This window comes from Bradyrhizobium sp. 26S5 (genome assembly GCF_036923295.1).
In the GTDB taxonomy this organism is placed as follows: Bacteria; Pseudomonadota; Alphaproteobacteria; order Rhizobiales; family Xanthobacteraceae; genus Bradyrhizobium; species Bradyrhizobium septentrionale.
The window spans coordinates 8,128,101-8,148,806 of the sequence record NZ_CP145948.1 but is presented as its reverse complement, the minus strand read 5'-3'; the positions used below and the strand labels follow the sequence as shown (position 1 = coordinate 8,148,806).

The 20,706-nt window shown below is 65.4% G+C and carries 18 protein-coding genes and 1 other RNA gene; 8 read left to right on the top strand and 11 right to left on the bottom strand.

What is annotated here, in order from left to right:
• Positions 1–81: 81 nt before the first annotated feature.
• Positions 82–1,212 (top strand): AAA family ATPase, encoded by a 1,131-nt coding sequence (locus V5279_RS38530; protein ID WP_338692120.1) that lies wholly within the window; start codon positions 82–84, stop codon positions 1,210–1,212.
• A 14-nt stretch (positions 1,213–1,226) separates the two neighbouring features.
• Here the strand turns inward: V5279_RS38530 and V5279_RS38525 are convergent, their stop codons facing one another.
• The 8 genes from V5279_RS38525 to tkt form a co-directional block, all read right to left on the bottom strand.
• Positions 1,227–2,021 carry an inositol monophosphatase family protein gene (locus V5279_RS38525; RefSeq protein WP_338692119.1) on the bottom strand — a complete coding sequence of 265 codons (795 nt, stop codon included), beginning with the start codon at positions 2,019–2,021 and terminating at the stop codon, positions 1,227–1,229.
• A 219-nt stretch (positions 2,022–2,240) separates the two neighbouring features.
• Positions 2,241–3,314, bottom strand: a complete 1,074-nt coding sequence (locus tag V5279_RS38520; RefSeq protein ID WP_175619366.1) for a tetratricopeptide repeat protein — start codon at positions 3,312–3,314, stop codon at positions 2,241–2,243.
• 7 nt (positions 3,315–3,321) lie between these two features.
• Complete coding sequence (locus V5279_RS38515; RefSeq protein ID WP_166298974.1) at positions 3,322–3,999, bottom strand: thiamine phosphate synthase; 678 nt, start codon at positions 3,997–3,999, stop codon at positions 3,322–3,324.
• On the bottom strand, positions 4,000–5,040 hold the full coding sequence (locus V5279_RS38510) for a class I fructose-bisphosphate aldolase (protein WP_338692118.1): 1,041 nt from the start codon (positions 5,038–5,040) through the stop codon (positions 4,000–4,002).
• 203 nt (positions 5,041–5,243) lie between these two features.
• A complete protein-coding gene (fba, locus tag V5279_RS38505) occupies positions 5,244–6,311 on the bottom strand; it encodes a class II fructose-bisphosphate aldolase (RefSeq protein WP_026192208.1) in 1,068 nt (355 codons plus the stop codon).
• A 138-nt stretch (positions 6,312–6,449) separates the two neighbouring features.
• A complete protein-coding gene (locus V5279_RS38500) occupies positions 6,450–7,646 on the bottom strand; it encodes a phosphoglycerate kinase (RefSeq protein WP_338692117.1) in 1,197 nt (398 codons plus the stop codon).
• Between the two features lie 159 nt (positions 7,647–7,805).
• Positions 7,806–8,813: a type I glyceraldehyde-3-phosphate dehydrogenase gene (gene gap / locus V5279_RS38495; protein ID WP_029077598.1), complete on the bottom strand. Its 1,008-nt coding sequence runs from the start codon at positions 8,811–8,813 to the stop codon at positions 7,806–7,808.
• Between the two features lie 164 nt (positions 8,814–8,977).
• Entirely contained in the window at positions 8,978–10,960 is a 1,983-nt protein-coding gene (gene tkt / locus V5279_RS38490; RefSeq protein WP_338692116.1) for a transketolase, read from the bottom strand.
• Positions 10,961–11,294: 334 nt separating this feature from the next.
• Between tkt and V5279_RS38485 the strand changes: the two genes are divergently transcribed.
• From V5279_RS38485 to V5279_RS38465, 5 genes are all read left to right on the top strand, one after another.
• Complete coding sequence (locus V5279_RS38485) at positions 11,295–11,615, top strand: DUF4164 domain-containing protein (RefSeq protein ID WP_166298970.1); 321 nt, start codon at positions 11,295–11,297, stop codon at positions 11,613–11,615.
• Positions 11,612–11,995 carry a cell division protein ZapA gene (locus V5279_RS38480; protein WP_029077595.1) on the top strand — a complete coding sequence of 128 codons (384 nt, stop codon included), beginning with the start codon at positions 11,612–11,614 and terminating at the stop codon, positions 11,993–11,995. The genes V5279_RS38485 and V5279_RS38480 overlap by 4 nt, the downstream gene beginning before the upstream one ends.
• Positions 11,996–12,109: 114 nt before the next feature.
• Positions 12,110–12,270, top strand: a non-coding RNA gene (gene ssrS, locus V5279_RS38475) — 6S RNA.
• 251 nt (positions 12,271–12,521) lie between these two features.
• On the top strand, positions 12,522–13,100 hold the full coding sequence (locus V5279_RS38470; RefSeq protein WP_338692115.1) for a 5-formyltetrahydrofolate cyclo-ligase: 579 nt from the start codon (positions 12,522–12,524) through the stop codon (positions 13,098–13,100).
• 2 nt (positions 13,101–13,102) lie between these two features.
• Positions 13,103–13,930 carry a TIGR00282 family metallophosphoesterase gene (locus V5279_RS38465; protein WP_338692114.1) on the top strand — a complete coding sequence of 276 codons (828 nt, stop codon included), beginning with the start codon at positions 13,103–13,105 and terminating at the stop codon, positions 13,928–13,930.
• A gap of 85 nt (positions 13,931–14,015) precedes the next feature.
• On the opposite strand, the gene V5279_RS38460 is transcribed toward V5279_RS38465, so the two are convergent.
• The 3 genes from V5279_RS38460 to V5279_RS38450 all read right to left on the bottom strand — a co-directional run bounded on the left by V5279_RS38460 (position 14,016) and on the right by V5279_RS38450 (position 18,845).
• Positions 14,016–15,440: a methyl-accepting chemotaxis protein gene (locus V5279_RS38460; protein ID WP_338692113.1), complete on the bottom strand. Its 1,425-nt coding sequence runs from the start codon at positions 15,438–15,440 to the stop codon at positions 14,016–14,018.
• A 441-nt stretch (positions 15,441–15,881) separates the two neighbouring features.
• Positions 15,882–16,916, bottom strand: coding sequence for an IS110 family transposase (locus V5279_RS38455; RefSeq protein ID WP_166294930.1), 1,035 nt, complete (start codon positions 16,914–16,916; stop codon positions 15,882–15,884).
• A gap of 168 nt (positions 16,917–17,084) precedes the next feature.
• A complete protein-coding gene (locus V5279_RS38450) occupies positions 17,085–18,845 on the bottom strand; it encodes a methyl-accepting chemotaxis protein (RefSeq protein WP_338692112.1) in 1,761 nt (586 codons plus the stop codon).
• A 225-nt stretch (positions 18,846–19,070) separates the two neighbouring features.
• Between V5279_RS38450 and V5279_RS38445 the strand changes: the two genes are divergently transcribed.
• Together V5279_RS38445 and ruvC are read left to right on the top strand one after the other, a co-directional pair.
• Positions 19,071–19,817, top strand: a complete 747-nt coding sequence (locus V5279_RS38445; protein WP_338692111.1) for a YebC/PmpR family DNA-binding transcriptional regulator — start codon at positions 19,071–19,073, stop codon at positions 19,815–19,817.
• 199 nt (positions 19,818–20,016) lie between these two features.
• Positions 20,017–20,544 (top strand): crossover junction endodeoxyribonuclease RuvC, encoded by a 528-nt coding sequence (gene ruvC, locus V5279_RS38440; protein WP_338692110.1) that lies wholly within the window; start codon positions 20,017–20,019, stop codon positions 20,542–20,544.
• Positions 20,545–20,706: the final 162 nt, after the last annotated feature.

Sequence of the window (20,706 nt, the reverse complement as noted above, 5' to 3'; positions counted from 1 at the left end):
CTTTCACAAGCCGACCAATCCAGATTGCATCTCTGGATTGAACGGGGAGCTTGCAGGCAACCCGTGGATTGAGGGCATGTGATGCGGCCGACCGATATTGCGATCTCGAATTATCGCTCCATTCGGCGGCTCCTCATGCCCATCGAACCGCTGTCGGTATTCGTCGGCGAGAATGGTGTCGGCAAATCCAATCTCTACAAGTCCCTGTCGCTGCTGCGCGACGCGGCGACGGGCCGGATCACGCGCACGATCGCCGATGAAGGCGGATTGAACTCCGTCTGCTGGTCCGGCGTCCGCAGGCGGGGCGAGGATGGACGACTGCGATTGGCGGCCAGATTCGACGACATCAGATACGCTATCGAGCTCGGATTTCCCGGCCCGCTCGAGGCGGCATTTTCCGGCGAGCCGATGATCAAGTCCGAGCGCATCGAGGTGGCCCACGGCAAGCGCAAAGTACTGCTGATGGAGCGGACGAATTCACATGTCAGCGTGCGCGGCGAGAGCGGAGCCTGGAGCGAGCACAAGGATGCAGTGCTGCCGTCGGAAACCGCGCTCGCCGGATTCCTCGACGGCAAGACGTGCCCCGAAGTCGACCTGATCAGAAACGCAATGCAGAGCTGGCGATTCTATCACGATTTTCGCACCGATCCGGCGTCGCCGATCCGAAAGCCTTGTCTCGCGATCACGACGCCTGCGCTCGGTGCCGATGGCAGCGATCTGGCTGCCGCCCTGGCAACCCTCTACGCGATCAGGGAAGATGCCGCCGACCTGCAGGATGCGATCGAGGATGCGTTCCCAGGCGCCGAGCTTCGGGCATGGGAAGGGAACGGGCGGTGCGAATTCGAGCTGCAACTGGCGGACATGCCGCGTCCGTTTAAGGCGCACGAACTATCCGATGGGACGCTGAAATATATCTGCCTGCTCGCCGTGTTCATGGGCTATCGGCTGCCGCCGTTCATCGCGCTGAACGAACCCGAGGCCAGCCTGCATCCGTCGCTGCTTGCGCCGTTGGCCCGGCTGATCGCAAAGGCGTCGCGCCGCGCCGGCATCTGGATCGTCACCCATTCGGAACAGCTGATGGAGGCGTTGCAAAGCGAGAGTTCGGTCCCGCTTCGCCGGGTGATCAAGGCGAAGGGCGCCACGGCCATCGAGGGCCTGACCCTCGGCGGTGAATTTCGCGACGGGGAGAACGACGATGACGATGACGATTAGATCGTGCCGTCGTGCTACTGCCCGAGCGGCTTCAGGATCTTGATCAACTCGCCGTGCACGAACTCGTTGCCGCAGACGACGTGGCCGGTCTGCAGCGGGTCGTCATTGCCCTGGATACCGGAGACGGTGCCGCCGGCTTCCCTGACCATGATCTGGCCCGCCGCGATGTCCCAGGGCTGCAGATTGCGCTCCCAAAAGCCGTCGAGCCTGCCTGCGGCGACGAAGGCGAGGTCGAGCGAGGCGGCGCCGAAGCGGCGGAAGCCCGCGACCTTGGTCTGCAGCGCGGCCATTTCCTGCAGCGCCAGCTGGTGATTGCCGCGGCCGATATGCGGCAGGCCGCAGGCGACCACGCATTCGTTGAGCTGGCGGCGGCCGGCGACGCGCAGCCGCTGGTCGTTGAGGAACGCGCCCTTGCCGCGCTCGGCGATGTAGAGCTCGTCATTGGCGGGATTGTAGATCACGCCGGCGATGATCGTGTCCTCGCGCTTCAGCCCGATCGAGATCGCGAATTGCGGGATGCCGTGCAGGAAGTTGGTGGTTCCGTCCAGCGGATCGACGATCCAGGTGTGGCTCTTGTCCGAACCTTCGCGATTGCCGCCTTCCTCGCCGAGGAACCCGTAACCGGGCCGGGCCTTTTCGAGGTCGGTGTAGAGCATCTCCTCGGCGCGCTTGTCGGCGAGCGAGACGAAGTTCGCCGGCCCCTTCAGCGACACCTGGAGATGTTCGATCTCGCCGAGGTCGCGCTTGAGGCTGCGGCCGGCGCGGCGCGCGGCCTTGACCATGACATTGATGAGGGCGGAGTAGAGCATGATGGCGGCTTCTTCGGTGCGATTGAGCTGACGGCGGGTTCAAAGTGGTCCCGTCATCCTGAGGAGCGCGGAACGCGCGTCTCGAAGGATCAACGGCCACCAGCCGGGCCGCGCATCCTTCGAGGCTCGCTCCGCTCGCACCTCAGGATGACGGGGAACGGCTTGCGGCGTCGGAGATTGCTGGACTGGGTGCCCTCTGGAGGCCGCCCCGTCAAGGCGTCATTTGACGTTGTTTCCGATCCATTTCCGGGCAGCTGCCTCGCCCTTGGCGCGGTCTTCCGGGCTCATATCGGCGAGGATGTCGTCGAGATCGGGGTCGCCCTTGCCGGCGGTCTTGGCGACGGTGTGCCATTTCAGCGCCTCGACCTTGTCCACCGGGGCGCCGGCGCCGGTCGCCAGTACATGGGCGAGGCGGTTTTGCGCGATCGCGCTGTTCTGCCGGGCCGCCTTGCGCAGCATAGCCACCGCCGCCGGCACGTTCCGCGGCGTGCCGGAGCCGTTATAGAGCGCGATGGCATATTCGACCTCGGCATCGACGTTGTCGGCCAGCGAGGCGGCCTGCAGCAGCCGCGCCGCCTTTTCGAGGTCCTTCGGCACCCCGGTGCCTTCCTTGTAGAAGGTCGCGAGCGCGTATTGCGCCTCCGGACTGCCGGCGTCGGCGGCCATCCGCAACAGCTCGGCGGAGCGCTTGAGGTCCTGTGGCAGGGTCTGGCCGTCGAGATAGAGCAGCGCGAGATTATAGGCCGCCTTGGGTTCGCCGAGCTTGGCCGACGATGCCAAAAGCTTGACCGCGGAATCCTTGTCCACCGTGCCGCCGCGGCCCGCGATCCGCATCATCGCGAGCGCAAACATCGCCTCACGGTCGCCGGCATCGGAGGCGCGCTTGTACCATTCGTCGGCCTTGACGTAGTCGCGCTTGACGCCGAGCCCGTTGGCATAGAGCTCGCCCAGCATCGTCATCGCCTTGGCATCGTTGTTGTTCTGCGCGCGCGCCGTCGCGAGGTCGAACGCGGTCTTGTACATGCCGCGCTGATAGGCGCCGTAGACGAGGTCGACATTGGGATCGTCCGGCGTCGGGGTCGGCGAGGGCGTCGGGCTGGGCGTCGCCGAGGCAGCCGGCTTCGGCACGGGCTTCTTCGCAACCGGCGCATGCACCTTCGGCTTCTCTTTCGGCGCCTCTTTCTTCGCAGGCGGCGGCGTCTGGGCCGGCGGCGTGATCGAGAGCTGCGCCATCGCGCCGCTCGCCAGCATCGTGCAGCCGAGCGCAACACCTATCGGACGCAGCCATTTCATTCCGGCGTCATCCCTCGGCCCTGGCCGCGCCGAATGTGCTGGCATGGGCCTGCGCAATCGCCTCGCCGACCTCGACGAGCGCCGCCTTGGCGCCACGCGGATCGGACCAGATAACATCTCCGACCAGCACGAAATCCGCGCCGGCGGACGCGAACGCCTCGGCCTCCTCGCGCGAGGTCGCAAAGCCGACACAGGGCGGCTCGAACAATTCGTCCCACCATCCTAGCCGCTCGGCGATCGCCTCGGTCGAGGGCCGCTGTCCCCGGGGATCGGGCTCGCCGAACAGCACATAGTCGGCGCCAGCCTCGCCCGCGGCCATGGAATCGTGGCGCGTCGCGAGCCCGCCGACGCCGACGATGCGGTCGGGCTTCAGCGACGGCATCGCCTCTTCCATCGCGGCGACGCCGGTCAGATGCGCGCCGTCGGCGCCGGCGCGGGCCACGATATCGGGATGGCCGTCGATCAATAGCGCTGCGCCCGCGTTCTGGACCGTCGGCGCCAGCGCCTTGACGTAAGAGATCATACTGCGCGGGTCGCTCTCGCGCAGCCGCACCAGAACGGCCGCGACGTCGGCGGCGGCGAGCAGCTCGGCAAGCTCGGCCGCAAGCGGCGCGGGCTCGTCGAGCGGCTGTGTTGCCAGATAGAGGCGCGGCGCCGGCCGCGGCGGAACGGGCTTGGTGGCCAACTATGCCGCCTGCTTTTCGAGGCCGGCTTCCCAATTGCCGGTGCTTGCCAGCCCGTTCATCCGGGCGCGATGCGAGAAGGCGTGCTGGCCCGCAGGGACGTTGTCGGGCTTGCCGGACCACGCCTTCTGCGGCGCTGCCTGCAGCGCGCGGCCATAGGAGAAGGTCAGCCGCCAGGGCAAATGGCCGATCTTGTTCATGGCGTCGAGATGCGCGGTCGCTTCCTCGTCGCTCTGCCCGCCGGAGAGGAAGGCGATGCCGGGCACTGCGGCCGGGACGCAACTCTTGAGCAGGCGGATGGTCTTCTCGGCGACTTCCTGCACCGACGCCTGCTTCGGGCACTTCTTGCCCGAGATCGCCATGTTCGGTTTCAGGATCATGCCGTCGAGCGCCACGCGCTGCACCCGCAATTCCTGGAAGGTGCGGTTCAGCACGCGCTGCGTCACCTCGTAGCAGCGGTCGATGTCGTGATCGCCGTCCATCAGCACTTCCGGCTCGACGATCGGCACGATCTGCGCGGCCTGGCACAGCGCGGCGTAGCGCGCCAGCGCATGCGCATTGACGCGGATCGCGGTCATGGTCGGGATGCCGCGGCTGCCGGCGCCCGAGCCGATATCGATCACCGCGCGCCATTTCGCAAAGCGCGCACCGCGCTCGTAATATTTCTTCAGCCGCTCGGCGAGCTTGTCGAGGCCGACGGTGACGAGTTCGCCCGGGCAGTTCGGCAGGGCTTGGGTGCCTTCGTCGACCTTGATGCCTGGAATGCTGCCGGCCTGCTCGATCAGCTTGACCAGCGGCGTGCCGTCCTTGGCATTCTGCCAGATCGTCTCGTCGTAGAGGATCACGCCCGAGATGTACTTGCTCATCGCCTCCTGCGAGCGGAACAGCATCTCGCGATAGTCGCGGCGATTGTCCTCGGTCGAATCGACCTTGATGGCATCGAACCGCTTCTTGATGGTGCCGGAGGATTCGTCCGCGGCAAGGATGCCCTTGCCCGGGGTGACCATGGCGAGGGCAATCTTGTTGAGGTCAGCGAGGTTCATGGAAACGTTCTCCAGAGCGCATTGCCTTTGCAAACCAAAATAGGCGGTTCTCGGGCAAATGCCTAGAAAACGTTCGTCGCGGCCGCTGTTTGTCGCAGCCGGCGATCAAGCCCCGGGACACCGTTTCCAACTGCGTCGGAGCCGGTGTCCCGCCTTAATGTTTCGGGCAATATGGTGTCAGGCAATCTCTTCGGGCAACTTCTTTAGGCGACCTTGGGGTCGAGCTGGCCCGCAGCGTAGCGCTTGGCCATCTCAGCCGTGGTCAACACCTTCTTGATCTTGCTGGCCTGGCCCGCGGTGTTGAATTCCTGCAGGCGCTGCTTGCACAGCTTGGTCATCGCCTCCATCGCGGGCTTCAGGTACTTGCGCGGATCGAACTCTTCCGGATTGTCCTTCAGCACCTTGCGGATCTGGCCGGTCATCGCCATGCGGTTGTCGGTGTCGATGTTGATCTTGCGCACGCCGTTCTTGATGCCGCGCTGGATCTCGGCGACCGGCACGCCCCAGGTCGGCTTCATCTTGCCGCCATTGGCGTTGATGATCTCCTGCAGCTCCTGCGGCACCGACGAGGAGCCGTGCATCACGAGATGCGTGTTCGGCAGCTTGCGATGGATCTCCTCGATCACGTTCATGGCGAGGATGTCGCCGTCGGGCTTGCGGGTGAACTTGTAAGCGCCGTGCGAGGTGCCCATCGCGATCGCCAGCGCGTCGACCTTGGTCTCCTGGACGAACTTCACGGCCTCGTCCGGGTTGGTCAGCAGCTGGTCATGCGACAGCTTGCCCTCGGCGCCATGGCCATCTTCCTTGTCGCCCATGCCGGTCTCGAGCGAGCCGAGCACGCCGAGCTCGCCCTCGACCGAAATGCCGCCGAGATGGGCCATACCGGTCACAGTCCGGGTGACGCCGACATTGTAGTCCCAATCGCCCGGGGTCTTGCCGTCGGCCTTCAGCGAGCCGTCCATCATCACCGAGGTGAAGCCGGCCTGGATCGCGGTCATGCAGGTGGCGGGCTCGTTGCCATGGTCGAGATGCACGCAGACCGGGATCTGCGGGTAGATCTCGGTGACGGCGTCCATCATGTGCTTGAGCATGACGTCGTTGGCGTAGGATCGCGCGCCGCGCGAGGCCTGGATGATGACGGGCGCGTCGACCTCGGAGGCCGCCGCCATGATCGACAGCGCCTGTTCCATGTTGTTGATATTGAAGGCAGGTACGCCGTAATCGTGCTCGGCCGCGTGATCGAGCAGTTGCCGCAACGTTATGCGAGCCATTCCATTTCTCCCTGTAAAGCGCGTTCGCGGGTTTGAAGCGCGATGAGCTTAGGTTGAATCGTCATCGCGCTTTAACTCTCTGTTTGAGCATGATCTTTTCGGAAAACCGCTTCACACTTTTCCGGATCATGCTCTAAATCAGCCGTGTTTCAGAACTTCGACGCCCGGCAGCGGCTTGCCTTCCATCCATTCAAGAAACGCGCCGCCCGCGGTCGAGACGTAGGAAAAATCGCCCGCCACGCCGGCCTGGTTCAGCGCCGCGACGGTATCGCCGCCGCCGGCGACCGAGACCAGTTTCTTGCTCTTGGTGCGCTCGGCGGCATGCCTGGCCGACACCACGGTGCCGCGGTCGAACGGCGTCAGCTCGAAGGCGCCGAGCGGACCGTTCCAGACCAGCGTCGCCGCGTCGTCGATCGCGGAATGGATCCGCGCGATCGACTGCGGACCGACGTCGAGGATCATGCCGTCAGCCGGGATCGCATCGAGGCCATAGGCATGCGACGGCGCATTGGCGGCAAACTGGTTGGCGACGACGGCGTCGACGGGGAGGATGATGGCGCAGTTCGCGGCGTTGGCCTTCTCCATGATCCGCAGCGCGGTCGCGGCGAGGTCCTTTTCGGCGAGTGACTTGCCGACGTTGATACCTTGCGCGTGCAGGAAGGTGTTGGCCATGCCGCCGCCGATCACCAGCGCATCGACCTTGCTCACGAGATTTTCCAGAAGGTCGATCTTGGTCGAGACCTTGGCGCCACCGATGATCGCGATCACAGGCTTGGTCGGTGCTTCCAGCGCCTTGCCGAGCGCGTCGAGCTCGGCCTGCATGGTGCGGCCGGCATAGGCCGGCAGCTTGTGGCCGAGGCCTTCGGTCGAGGCGTGGGCGCGATGCGCGGCGGAGAAGGCGTCGTTGACCCATATGTCGCCGAGCTTTGCGAGTTCAGCGACGAAGCCGGCGTCGTTCTTCTCTTCTTCCTTATGGAAGCGGGTGTTTTCCAGACAGAGGATGTCGCCGTCCTTGAGGGCGGCGACCGCGTTGGCCGCGGGATCGCCGATGCAGTTCTCGGCGAAGGCGACCGGGCGCTTGATCACCTTCGACAGCGCTTCAGCGACCGGCTTCAGCGACTCCTTGGGGTCGCGTCCCTTGGGCCGGCCGAAATGTGCGAGCAGGATCACCCTGCCGCCCTTGTCGGAAATCTCGGTGATGGTCGGGGCGACGCGCTCGAGCCTTGTGGCGTCGGTGACGCGGCCGCCTTCCATGGGGACGTTGAGGTCGACGCGCAGCAGCACGCGCTTGCCCTTCACGTCGACGTCGTCGAGGGTGCGGAATGATTTTGTCATGGACGTTTCCTGTGCGGGCGTTTCCTGTGCCACGGCCGGACATGGCCGTCCGAAGGACGGCGTCGCTTTCGCTTGCCTATGTCGCAGCCATTCACGTCGCGAATGCGGGGCAAAGACGCGGATGCCCGGCGCGGGGCCGGGCATCACGAACAGTCGAACTTAAATCAGCTTGCCGATGGCGACGGCCGTGTCGGCCATGCGGTTCGAGAAGCCCCACTCATTGTCGTACCACGCCATCACCCGCACCAGCGTGCCGTTCTGCACCTTGGTCTGGTCCATGTGGAAGGTGGCCGAGTGCGGATCGTGGTTGAAGTCGATCGAGACGTTCGGCGCGGTGGTAAAGCCCAGAATGCCCTTGAGCTGCTGCTCGGCGGCGCGCTTCATCGCCTCGTTGATTTCCTTGGCGTCGGTGGCGCGCTTGGCGACGATCTTCAGATCGATCACCGAGACGTTCGGGGTCGGCACGCGGATCGAGACGCCGTCGAGCTTGCCCTTCAGTTCCGGCAGCACCAGGCCGATCGCCTTCGCGGCACCGGTCGAGGTCGGGATCATCGACATCGCCGCAGCGCGGCCGCGATAGAGATCCTTGTGCAGGGTGTCGAGCGTCGGCTGGTCGCCGGTATAGGCGTGGATCGTGGTCATGAAGCCGGTCTCGATGCCGACCGTCTCGTTCAACACCTTGGCAACCGGCGCGAGGCAGTTGGTGGTGCAGGAGCCGTTGGAGACGACGAGCTGATCCTTGGTCAGCGTGTCGTGGTTGACGCCGTAGACGATGGTGGCGTCAGCGCCGTCGGCGGGCGCCGAGACCAGCACGCGCTTGGCGCCGGCGGTGAGGTGCGCAGAGGCCTTGTCCTTGGCGGTGAAGATGCCGGTGCATTCCAGCGCGATGTCGACGCCGAGGGCCTTCCACGGCAGCTTGGAGGGATCGCGCTCGGCCGAGACCTTGATCTTGTTGTCGCCGAGGCTGATCGAGTCGCCGTCGACGGTCACGGTGCCGGGAAAGCGGCCGTGCACGGAATCGAAGCGCAGCAGATGCGCGTTGGTCTCGACCGGACCGAGGTCGTTGATGCCGACGACTTCGATGTCCTTGCGGCCGGACTCGGCGATGGCGCGCAACACATTGCGGCCGATACGCCCAAACCCGTTGATCGCGACGCGGATTGCCATGCTGTTGTCTCCTCTAAAAGCTGCTGCCAGCCCCGCGGGAGGGCTCCCACGAAGCTTTTACGGCGGAACGCCCGGTTCAGCCGGACGCGAGCGGAAAAGATGGAGCTTTGGTAATCCTTTTTTGCGGCAAGCTCAACCTTTGACCGGCGGGTGTCAGGCCAGCGTCAGACGCGCTTCAGGGCAGCGTTAACGACGGCCTCCGCGGTAATGCCGAAATGCGGGAAAAGGTCCTTCGCCGGGGCGCTTGCGCCGAAACCGTGCATGCCGATGAATTCGCCATCGTGCCCGATCACGGCATCCCAGCCCCAGCGCACCGCGGCCTCGATCGCGATCTTGACCGGGGCGTTGCCGATAATGGCATTTTGCCGCTCGGCGGGCTGTGCCAGCAGCAACTCCAGCGACGGCACCGAGACCACCCGCGTCGCGATGCCGCGTCCGGCGAGCTGCTTCTGCGCCTCGACCGCGATCTGGACCTCGGAACCGGACGCGAACAATGACACTTTTGCGTCACCCTGCGCCGCGACCAGCTCGTAGGCGCCGTGGCTGCACGGGCTGTCATTCGGCACCGTGGTGCGGAGCTGCGGCAGGTTCTGGCGGGTCAGCGCCAGCACCGTCGGTCCGTCGATGCGGTTGAGCGCCAGTTCCCAGCACTCCGCGGTCTCGACCGCGTCGCAGGGACGGAACACGCGCATGTTGGGCATCGCGCGCAGCGCGGAGAGGTGCTCGACCGGCTGGTGCGTCGGGCCGTCCTCGCCGAGGCCGATCGAGTCATGGGTCATGACATAGACCACGCCGGTGCCCATCAGCGCCGACAGCCGCATCGCGCCGCGCGCATAGTCGGTGAACACCAGGAAGGTGGCACCGTTCGGCGCGAAGCCGCCATGCAGGAAGATGCCGTTGAGGCACGCCGCCATGCCGTGCTCGCGGATGCCGTAATGGATGAAGCGGCCTTTCGGCGTCTTGGCGGCAAACCCCACCGCCGACTTCGCCTTGTTGTTGTTGGAGCCGGTGAGGTCGGCGGAGCCGGCCACAAACTCCATCGGCATCGCAGCCGCGATCACCTCGATCGCGGCTTCCGACGATTTGCGGGTCGCGACGTTGAGCGGATTTTCCAGGAGCCCCTTCTTGAACGCGCGCAGGCCCTTGGCGAGCGAGGCCGGCCGCTCGTGACGCAGACGGCGCTCGAACTCGGCGCGCTTGCGGTTGCCGAGCTGCGCGAACTGCTCGTCCCAGGCCTTGTGCTCGGCGGCGCCGCGGGCACCTGCCTCGCGCCAGGCCTTCAGCACGTCGTCGGGCACCGAGAACGGCTCGAGCGAGATGCCGAGCTTCTCCTTGGCACCCTTGAGCTCCTCGGCGCCGAGCGCCTCGCCATGCACTTTCGCGGTGCCGGCCTTGGTCGGTGCGCCGAAGCCGATCGTGGTCTTGCAGGCGATCAGCGAGGGCTTGCTGGATTTCTGCGCGCGGGTGATCGCAGCCGCAATCGCCTTCGGATCGTGGCCGTCGATCAATTCAGCAGCCCAGCCCGCGGACTTGAAGCGCTTCACCTGGTCGACGGAGTCGGAAAGCGAGGTCGGGCCGTCGATCGAGATGCCGTTGTCATCGTACAGCACGATCATCTTGTTGAGGCGCCAGTGGCCGGCGAGCGCGATCGCTTCCTGCGAGATGCCTTCCATCAAATCGCCGTCGGAGGCGAGCACATAGGTGTGGTGGCTGACGATCTTCTTGCCGAACTCGGCGGCGAGCATCTTCTCGGCGAGCGCCATGCCGACCGCAGTCGCAATGCCCTGGCCGAGCGGGCCGGTGGTGGTCTCGATGCCCTTGGTGTAGAAATTCTCCGGATGTCCCGGCGTCAGCGATCCGAGCTGGCGGAAATGCTTGATCTGGTCGAGCGTCATCTCCTTGTTGCCGGTGAGGTACAGCAACGAATAGAGCAGCATCGAGCCGTGGCCCGCCGACAGCACGAAGCGGTCGCGGTCGGGCCAGGCCGGATCGGCGGCGTCGAATTTCAGGAACTGGGTGAACAGCACGGTCGCGATATCGGCGGCGCCCATCGGCAGGCCGGGATGACCGGATTTCGCTTTCTCGACGGCGTCCATGGCAAGGCCACGGATCGCATTGGCCATACGGGTGTGATCGACCTGCGACATGATGAAAAATCCGCCTGAAATGAGGAGCTGATTGCTGGACGCATCGGGGCGGGCAGCCGCGATACGCGCGTGGATGGCCTTACGGGTTGGAGGGTGGATTAGCACCTCAATTCCGCAAGTCCAAGGCGATGAAACGCCCCAAAACGGGGAAAAGTTGCCCGAAATGGCCCAATTTCATTCAACGGTGCATAGTTCTGCGCCGCCGTTGCGCTCGGCTCGCTTGCCACGTAAATTTCGTCCCGTAAGCGCTTGCCGAACCGCCAGTTTTGCCGTGCGGCAGGCTTATCTCCAGCAGGCTACCCAGCCAACCCAAGAAGGGTCCACGCCGCGTGTCATGAGTGATCGTCTCGCCAACGGGTCTGGCAATACCGAGGCACCGCTTGCCGATATCGATGCTGCGACAAAGCGGCTGATGGCTGCGCTCGATGCGCTGGAAAGCTCGGTGGAGCGGCGCCGCGAGGCCGACCGCGACGAAAACGAATTGGCGAGCCGGATCCAGGCGCTCGGCGCAGATCGCTCCAGACTTGCCGACGAACTCGACGGATCGCTGGTCAAGACGCGCAAGCTCGAGCGCGTCAATCGCGACATCGCGGAAAAGCTTGACGCGGCGATCGGCACCATTCGCGCCGTGCTCGAGGGCGGAGACAAGAGATGAGCCACATCAACGTCACCATCAATGGCCGGCAATACCGGATGGCCTGCGAGGAGGGCCAGGAGGTGCGGCTGCTGAAGCTCGCGGAAAACCTCGAGCAGCGCGTCGAATCGCTGCGCGGCAAGTTCGGCGAGATCGGCGATGCGCGGCTCACGGTGATGGCGGCGCTGACTGCCTGCGACGAGCTGGCCGATGCCAGCGCACGCCTCCGCAGCCTTGAGGAAGAGGTCGAGCAGTTGCGCAATGCACGCGTCGCCGCCACCGACCGCGCCCGCGCGACCCAGACCGCGGTCTCCAATGCGCTTAACGCCGCCGCCGAGCGGATCGAGCGCACCACGCAGGTGCTCAACCGCACCATCGGCGGCGGCATCGCGATCGGGTGATGTGATCCCCTGCGAGATTTCGTCAAGCCCGGCCATGACGGCGGAGAGAGCCCGAGCCTTGATCGCGGTTTCTTGCCGCTAGCGGAACCGGCACTTCGTCGCTACATTGACCCTGCGAAGCTGCGTCGTGCGTCAGGAGCCATATATCCCCGGGGCCTTATCGATCCTTTAGGGAACTGTCCCTGGCCGGGTCCGTGGACCCGGACATATGGTGCCCACCTACTTTCGTAGGGAACTCCGGGATCGAGCGCTCCAACGGCCTCTGCGGCTTCGCACTGTATTTTGCTGTTGCCTTGTCGTCGCGCGGCGGCGGTTCGATTGTGGTGCAGCGCTGTCCCCTGCGAAGCGGGGCGTCCAGTGCGCCGCGGCCTGGCCATACGGTGCTGAAGCATGATCCGGAAAAGTGTGAAGCGGTTTTCCGAAAAGATCATGCTTAAACAAGAACGCTAAAGCGCTCTTCGCGCTTTAGCGTCTCTGGAATGATGGATCGTCCGTTGTCGCGGACGACGACAGCGGAAGATGGATCATGCACGCAGCTCCATCGAAGGCCGAGCTTCGGGCGCTTGCCCTCGCCAAGCGTGATGCGCTGAGCGACGAGCAGCGCGCGGCGGCGGCCGAGGCGCTTGCCAAGCGTGGCGCCCCGTTCGAGATCACGCAAGGCATGATCGTCTCCGGCTATGCGCCGATCCGCAGCGAGTTCGATCCGGCGCCCTTGATGAAGAAGCTGGCCGAGAAGGGCGCGCGGCTCGCGCTGCCCTGCATCAATGCGCGCGGCCAGTCGCTGACCTTCCGCAGCTGGTCGCCGCAGGACCGGCTGATGCTCGGCCCGCTCGGCATTCCCGAGCCGTCTCCGGCGTCACCCGAGGTGCATCCCGACGTGATGCTGGTGCCGCTTGCGGCATTCGACCGGCTCGGCCACCGCATCGGCTATGGCGCCGGCTATTACGACTATACCTTTGCGCATCTGCGAAAGGCCAAGCATGTGATCGGGGTCGGGATTGCCTTCGCTGCACAGGAAAGCAAGGCTATTCCGGCGTTGTCGCACGACGTCCCGCTGGATTATGTGCTAACCGAGCGCAAGACGTTCGATTTCCGGAGCCCCTAGCATTGCGTATTCTGTTCGTTGGTGACGTCGTCGGCAGGACCGGCCGCACCGCCATCGCCGACCACCTTCCCGGCATGATCAGGGACTGGTCGCTCGATCTCGTCATCGTCAATGGCGAGAATTCCGCCGGCGGTTTCGGCATTACCGAGGCGATCTACCAGGAGCTGCTCGACGCCGGCGCCGATGCGATCACGCTCGGCAACCACGCCTGGAATCAGAAGGAGGCGCTGGTCTTCATCGAGCGCGCGCCGCGCCTGATCCGCCCCTTGAATTTCCCGCGCCATTCGCCCGGCCGCGGCTCGACCCTGATCGACACCAAGAACGGCAAGCGCGCGCTGGTCATCAACGCGATCGGCCGCGTGTTCATGGAGCCGTCGTCCAACGATCCGTTCGCCGCGATCGACCGCGAGCTCGAGGCCTGCCCGTTGCGCGAAGGCGCCGACGCCATCGTGCTGGACTTCCATGCCGAGGCGACCAGCGAGAAGCAGGGCATCGGCTTCTTCTGCGACGGCCGCGTCAGCCTCGTGGTCGGCACCCATACCCATGTGCCGACCGCCGATCACCAGGTGCTGCCGGGCGGCACCGCCTATATGAGCGATGCCGGCATGACCGGCGATTATGATTCGGTGATCGGCATGCAGAAGGAGGAGCCGCTGCAGCGCTTCCTCACCGGCATTCCCTCCGGCCGTTTCGAGCCGGCTGCGGGCACAGCCACGCTGAGCGGCATCGCGGTCGAGACCGACGACACGACCGGGCTTGCGGTGAAGGTCGCCCCGGTCCGCGCCGGCGGACGGCTCGAGCCCGCGGTGCCGGGGTTTTGGACGTTGTAGCCCGGATAAAGCGCAGCGAAATGCGGGGGCTCGCGGGTTGAGGGGCTGATCCCGGATTGCGCTGCGCTGCATCCGGGCTACGGATTTACGACTGCCGGAAGCCCATCCGGAACGCGCCCCAGTGGCGGCCGTGCACGACGATCGGCGATGACACATCCTTCATCAGCACGAAATTGCCGCCGCCCATGTCGCGGCGGTAGGTCTGCAGCAGGAACGGCTTTGTATTGGCTGCGACCTTGCTCACCGCGCGGTCGTTGAACAGGCGGCGGTTGCGGCAATTGGCGTTGTTCCAGACCGGGTCGGGCCCCTGCGGCAGCCGGTAGTTCGGATTGTGGGTCGGCAGATAGCCGCCGCGTGCCCAGGCGACGCAGAACACGATGCGCGGATCGGTCTTCTGGATCGGGTCCTGGATCGCCGGCAGCACGCGGTCGGTGAAGCTGACATAGTTGGTCAGATATTGCTTCGGATTGCTACCCGCGATCTCGCGGTAATTCTCGTCCATCAACTGCGCGAGGGTGATCTCGCCACGCGTGACGGCAGTCTCGAACAGCTCGGAAATCTGCTTCGCGGTGTCGATCACGACGCGGATCAGCGGCGCGTCACTGGTCTCCACGCCGCTGTCGGCGATGGTCACGATCAGGCTCTCGGACAGCTCGAGCAGCTTCGCGACGCGGCCGTCGGCGTGCTTGAGGTCGCGCGACGAGAGATCGACGCCCTTGGCGAGCTCGTTCAGCTCCGCGATCACGGTGTCGCAATGACCGAGATTGGAGGTCGCGGCGCGCGCGACGTTGTCGATCTCGGCACCAACAGATGAAAAGCCTTCCTGCACGCGCATGATGATGCCGGATATCTGCTGGGCGCCTTCGCCGGCGCTCTTGGCGCGCAGCGAGGCGTCGCTGCTCTCGCCGATCAGGCTGCCGATCTGGCCGTCGAGATCGCGCACGGTGTCGGAGATCTGATGCGTCGCTTGGCGGGTCGCCTCCGCGAGGCTCTTCACCTCACTCGCGACCACGGCAAAGCCGCGGCCGGCGGTGCCGGCGCGCGCGGCCTCGATCGTGGCGTTGAGCGCCAGCAGATTGGTCTGCTTGGCGATCGCCTCGATCGAACCGGAAACCTTGGCGACCTGGCTCAGCGCGGAGCCGACCGCGGCAAGCCGCGCCTCGATCCGCGCGACCGCGGCGACGAGCTCGGAGATGTGGCTGACCGCAGTGTCCACCGCATGGCGCGACTCCGCGATCTGGCCGACCGCGGCGGACGCGGTCGATTGCACCGCCTGCGATGCGTTGGCGATGTCGTGATTGGCCGAGACCATCGTCTCGGCCGTCGCCTGCAAATGATGGAACCGCTCCGACTGGTTGCTGACGCGGTTGGCGACCTCCTGGACGTTGCCGGCGATGTCGGCGAGTTCCACTCCGAGGCCGCCGATGCGGTCGGCAAGCTGGTCAACGAGCCGTTCGGCCAGCGTCCGGTTCGATGAGGTGTCCAGAACTGCAAGCTGCACGGCCGACATATCAGCGCTTCCTCTATCACAGCGGTCGGTTGAGCCGCCGCAGCATTCCCCATTTCAAGCTAAAACGTGATTCGCGCCGCCGGTCTTGCCTGAGCGTGCACTCCGTCGCCCGGATGCAGCGCAGCGAAATCCGGGATTCCCGCCCGTGGGCACGCTCGTCCCGGATTACGCTTCGCCGCATCCGGGCTTCTGTAACGGGCCTTTGTAAGTCAATCCCTTTTTGCGTGATCCACTCGCCGGGCACTTGCTTCTGTACGGGATCGGCGCGAAGGCCGTCGCCTGATGGGGTGCATTGAGGAGCCGGCCGGCCAATCTACGGAAGCGTGGTTGTGAGCCACTTCCCGGATGGCGGCCTGACCGGATCCATCGTCCCGGCGCAGGGACCTCGCTCAGGGAGAGCCTGGTGTCGTGGCCCGCCCAGAACCGATTGCTGCTCCTTGCTTAGGTTGCCGAGGCCTTGGCCATCGGGTTGAACGGTTTGGCGTCGGCGAGCATGCGATGCAGAACGACGGCGAGCTTGCGTGCGAGCGCCACCTTGGCCTTGCGCAGGCCTGCGCGCCGGGCGATCCGCATCGCCCAGCCTTTCAGCGCCGAGCAGTTCCTGACCGGCTTGGTCAGCATGACGTGAGCCGCCTGATAGAGCGCCTCGCGCACGGAGGCATCGCCGATCTTGCTGATGCGGCCGGTATAGTCGGTTTCGCCCGATTGGTACTTCTTCGGGGTGAGGCCAAAATGCGCTCCCGTCGCCTTCGAGGACCGGAAGCGCTTCGGGTCGTCGACCGCCGAGGCGTAGGTAAGCGCCACGATCGGGCCGACGGACGGTGTCGTCATCAGGAGGCGGGCTTGAGGGTGCGACCTGGCGAGCTTTTGGGTGTGCTTATCCAGGCCATTGAACTCGCGCCGCAGCACGGCGTGGGCTTCGAGCAGCGCCTGTGCCACGATCTCAAGTCCGGGATGGCCCGCTACGAGCTCCCGGATGCGTTCGGCGAACGTGCGCTCGGTGGTCGTGCCGACCTTCAGACCGAAGCCGCGGAGCACGCCGCGCAGGCTGTTCTCGATGTCGCGCAGCTTGGACTGCAGCAGCTTGCGTGCCGTCAGAACCGCCCGCGTCTCCTGCGCTTCGATCGACTTGCAGTGCACCGGCCGGAACCAGCCCAGCCGCATCAGTTGCGCGATCCCGCGGGCATCGTTGCGGTCCGACTTCACCGGCATCGCCTTGAAGGCATCGCGGACGTGCCGCGTCTCCAACAGTTCGACTGCCAGGCCCGCATCCCGCATCGCTGCGTAGAGCCATTGCGACAGCGGACCAGCCTCCAGCCCGATCCGTTCCAGCACCAACCCCAGCGACCGCAACCAGGTGATCAAGGCCTCCGGCTCACTCGCAACCCTCGCCTCGCGCAAAATCTTACCTGTCCCATCGACAAGGCAGACGCTCGAGCATTCCAAAGACACGTCGATTCCTGCATAGTGGTACATGGTCGTCCCTTAATGATGCTTGGAGCGGGCTTGCCCGACTCCGTTTATTGACACCATCAGTTTGAGGGACGACCGCCTTCCAACCAACAGGCCGCTCGCGAGCGCGCTTCCAAATCGCGCCGTAGCGAGCGGGCGGCCGGCCCGTTACCCCATCTACAGAAATTCCAATCAAAGCTTGTAGGCGGTGCGGAAGCCGCCCCAGTGCCGGCCGCGGACGCGAATCGGCACGTCGATCTCGCGCATCATCACGGTTGTGCCGTTGCCCATGTCGCGCGCATAGCTCTGCACCAGATAGGCGCGCTGATTGTGCGCGGCGGCGAGGCCCGCGGGATCGTTGAAGATGCGGCGATTGCGGCAATTGGCGGTGTTGTAGGCGACATCGCCCGGCCGCTGCGGATGCGAGTAGATCTTGTTGTGGACCGGCAGATAGCCGTTCCGGTCGACCGTCGCGCAGAACGCCAGCCGCTTGTCCTTGGCGAGGAACGCCTCGAGCAGAGCGGGCAGCGCGCGATCCGCCCAATCAAGCATCCTTGTGCGGTATTGCACCGGATTGGTGCCGGATATTTCGACATACTCGGTGTCGAACATGTCGTCGATCGTGATCGCGCCGCTCGCAAGGCCGCTCTCGAAAACCTTGGTCAGCGCGCTGCCTGCTTCCATCGCGCGGGTGATCAGCTCGGCGTTCTCCTCGTGGATCGCCCACATCCGGTCTTCGATCGTCTCGCGCAGCGCGGCGATCGCGCCCTCGAAGCGCGCCTGTGCGCCGGCTTTGGTGCGGTCGGCGATCCTGATCCGGCACGCGCCGACATCCTGCAAGGTCGCGCTCAGGGTCTCATGGGCCGGCAGTCTGTCGGCATCGGGCCCGCCGATCAGGATGCCGTCCATCGCGATCTCGTAGACCGGCGCGGTGATGATTCCGCGCGCGGTCGTGATCTCGATCTTGAGGCTGCAGGGCAGGCGCTCGTTCTTGCGCGGATCGCCGCGCTCGTCCTGGCGCAGCAGCACCGCGCAGCGCGCCTTCAGCTTCTGGGCAAAGGCTGTCACCGCCTTGCCGGCCTTCGCGACATTGTCGCCATGCGCGGCGGCTTCGCGTGTCGCAGAGTCGATCTCGCCGGCGCTGGTGCCGACCGAGACGATGAAACTGGAGGCGGAGGCGGCGTTCTGGCCCATCTCGCCGGTGATCGCATTCTGCTCGGCGACCGCGCCGTTGACGTTCTCGAACACCGGGCGGATCGCCTCGATCGCCTGCGAGATGCGGTGCACGGCGTCGGCCGATCCGGTGGCATCCTTCTGCAGCGCCTCGATCTTCCTCGAGATCTCCTCGGTCGCGCTCTGGGTCTGCACCGCCAGCGCCTTGACCTCGGTGGCAACCACCGCAAAGCCCTTGCCGGCCGCGCCGGCGCGCGCCGCCTCGATGGTCGAGTTGAGCGCCAGCAGCGTGGTCTGCCGCGCGATCTGCGCGATCAGGTTGACGACGTTGCCGATCGCGGCCGAGGATTCGCGCAAGCGATCGACATTGGCGGTGGCCTCGCGCGCCGCCGCCGCGGCATCGTCGGCGAGCTGGCTCGCGCTGCGCACCTGCTGGCCGATGCCCTCGGCGGAATGGGTGAATCGGCCGGCAGCTTCCGAGAACGTCGTCGCGGTGTTCTGCGCGTCGCTGCTGCGGCCGCTCAGCGCGTCGGTCCGGGCACGGATGGTCGCAAGCTTGGCGGCCGTCGCTTCGGCGCCGTCGGCGACCGAGCCTGCGGCGCGCTCGAGCTGGCGGATCATCGCGCCGAGCTCGAGTTCCAGCAGTTCGAGGATTTCCCGGGCCGAATCAGTCTCGGTCGAGGAGGGGCTGTCGGGTGCAGCCGCCGCAGTTGGAACCTTCGGCGCGACGGCGGGCGAAGTCGGCTCCGGCACTTGCTTTCGAAACAAACCGAACGCCATGTGGGCTCTGTGGGGGCTGTTGGAAGTTGCCTTGGAAAGTTACGGCGGGACGGGGCGATCTTCGCATCCGGGCGTGAAGTCATGGTTAACAAGTGCCTCATATTCCGGGATGCGGTAGTATTCCGGGACCGGACGGCCCCCGCCGATCTTTGATTTTGACCGCCAGGGGCCTATAAGGCCGCGTTTTCCACCCGTTCAGACCCTACGCTTTCGAAGAGACGTCGCATGGCCGGCCATTCCCAATTCAAGAACATCATGCACCGCAAGGGCCGGCAGGATGCCCAGAGGTCGAAGCTTTTCGGCAAATTGGCCCGCGAAATCACCGTGGCGGCCAAGCTCGGCACCCCGGACCCTGCGATGAACCCGCGCCTGCGCGCCGCCGTGGTTGCGGCCCGCGCCGAGAACATGCCCAAGGACAACATCGATCGTGCGATCAAGAAGGCCGCGGGCAATGAGGGCGAGAACTATGACGAGATCCGCTACGAGGGCTATGGCCCCGGCGGCGTCGCCGTCATCGTCGAGGCGCTGACCGACAACCGCAACCGTGCCGCCTCCGACATCCGCTCCTTCTTCACCAAGTCGGGCGGCAATCTCGGCGAAACCGGCTCGGTCGCCTTCATGTTCGACCGCACCGGCATCATCGAATACGACGCCAAGGTCGCCTCCGACGATGCCATGCTGGACGCTGCGATCGAGGCAGGTGCCGACGATGTGGTTTCCAGCGAGGCCGGCCACGAGGTCTACGCCTCGCAGGACACCTTCCGCGAAGTCGCCAAGGCGCTGGAAGCGAAGTTCGGCGAGCCGCGCAAGGCGGCGCTGACCTGGAAGCCGCAGAACACCGTCGCGGTCGACGACGAGACCGGCGAAAAGCTGTTGAAGCTGATGGACCTGCTCAACGAGCACGACGACGTGCAGAACGTGTTCGCCAATTTCGAGGTGTCCGACGCGCTGATCGCGAAGATGGGCGGCTGATCCACTTGTTCCGCTGTCATCGCCCGACTTGATCGGGCGATCCAGTATTCCAGAGACCCGAGTTTGATCCGAGAAGCCGCGGCGTACTGAATCCCCGCTTTCGCGGGGATGACGAGCGAGGCTCGCTGCTACGACCGCGGCAGGGGATGACCCGCCCGTTTGTGTTTCGTTCTCCCGGCGCAGGCGGTATCACTACCCCATGACATCGCAGCCGATTCGCTCTCCCGTCCGCATCATCGGTATCGATCCGGGTCTCCGCCGCACCGGCTGGGGCGTGATCGAGACCGAAGGCAATCGTCTCGTCTATATCGCCTGCGGCTCGGTCGAGCCGCCGGATGATGTGCCGCTGGCGAACCGGCTGCTCGCAATCCATGAGGGGCTGGCCGCCGTGCTCGGCGACTACAAGCCGGCGGAGGCGGCGGTCGAGCAGACCTTCGTCAACAAGGACGGCGTCGCCACGCTGAAGCTCGGGCAGGCCCGCGGGGTCGCCATGCTGGCGCCAGCAATGTTTGGTATCTCGGTCGCCGAATACGCACCGAACCAGGTCAAGAAGACCGTGGTCGGCGCCGGACACGCCGAGAAGAACCAGATCCAGGTGATGCTGAAGATCCTGTTGCCGAAAGCCGAGCCGCGGTCCGCCGACGCCGCCGACGCGCTCGCGGTCGCGATCACCCACGCCCATCACCGCCAGAGCACCGCGCTGCGGCTCAGGGTGGCGAGCCTATGAGGGACTCTTCTGACGTATCGCGAAGTGAGGAGAGCACACTGGTTGGGCTCCCTCCCCCCTTGCGGGGGAGGTTTGGGGAGAGGGGTAAGCCCCGGGCGACGGTGCGCGATGTGCGACGACGAGGCATCAACGAAGCGCGCGAGACAAGTGAGTGCGGTGCGA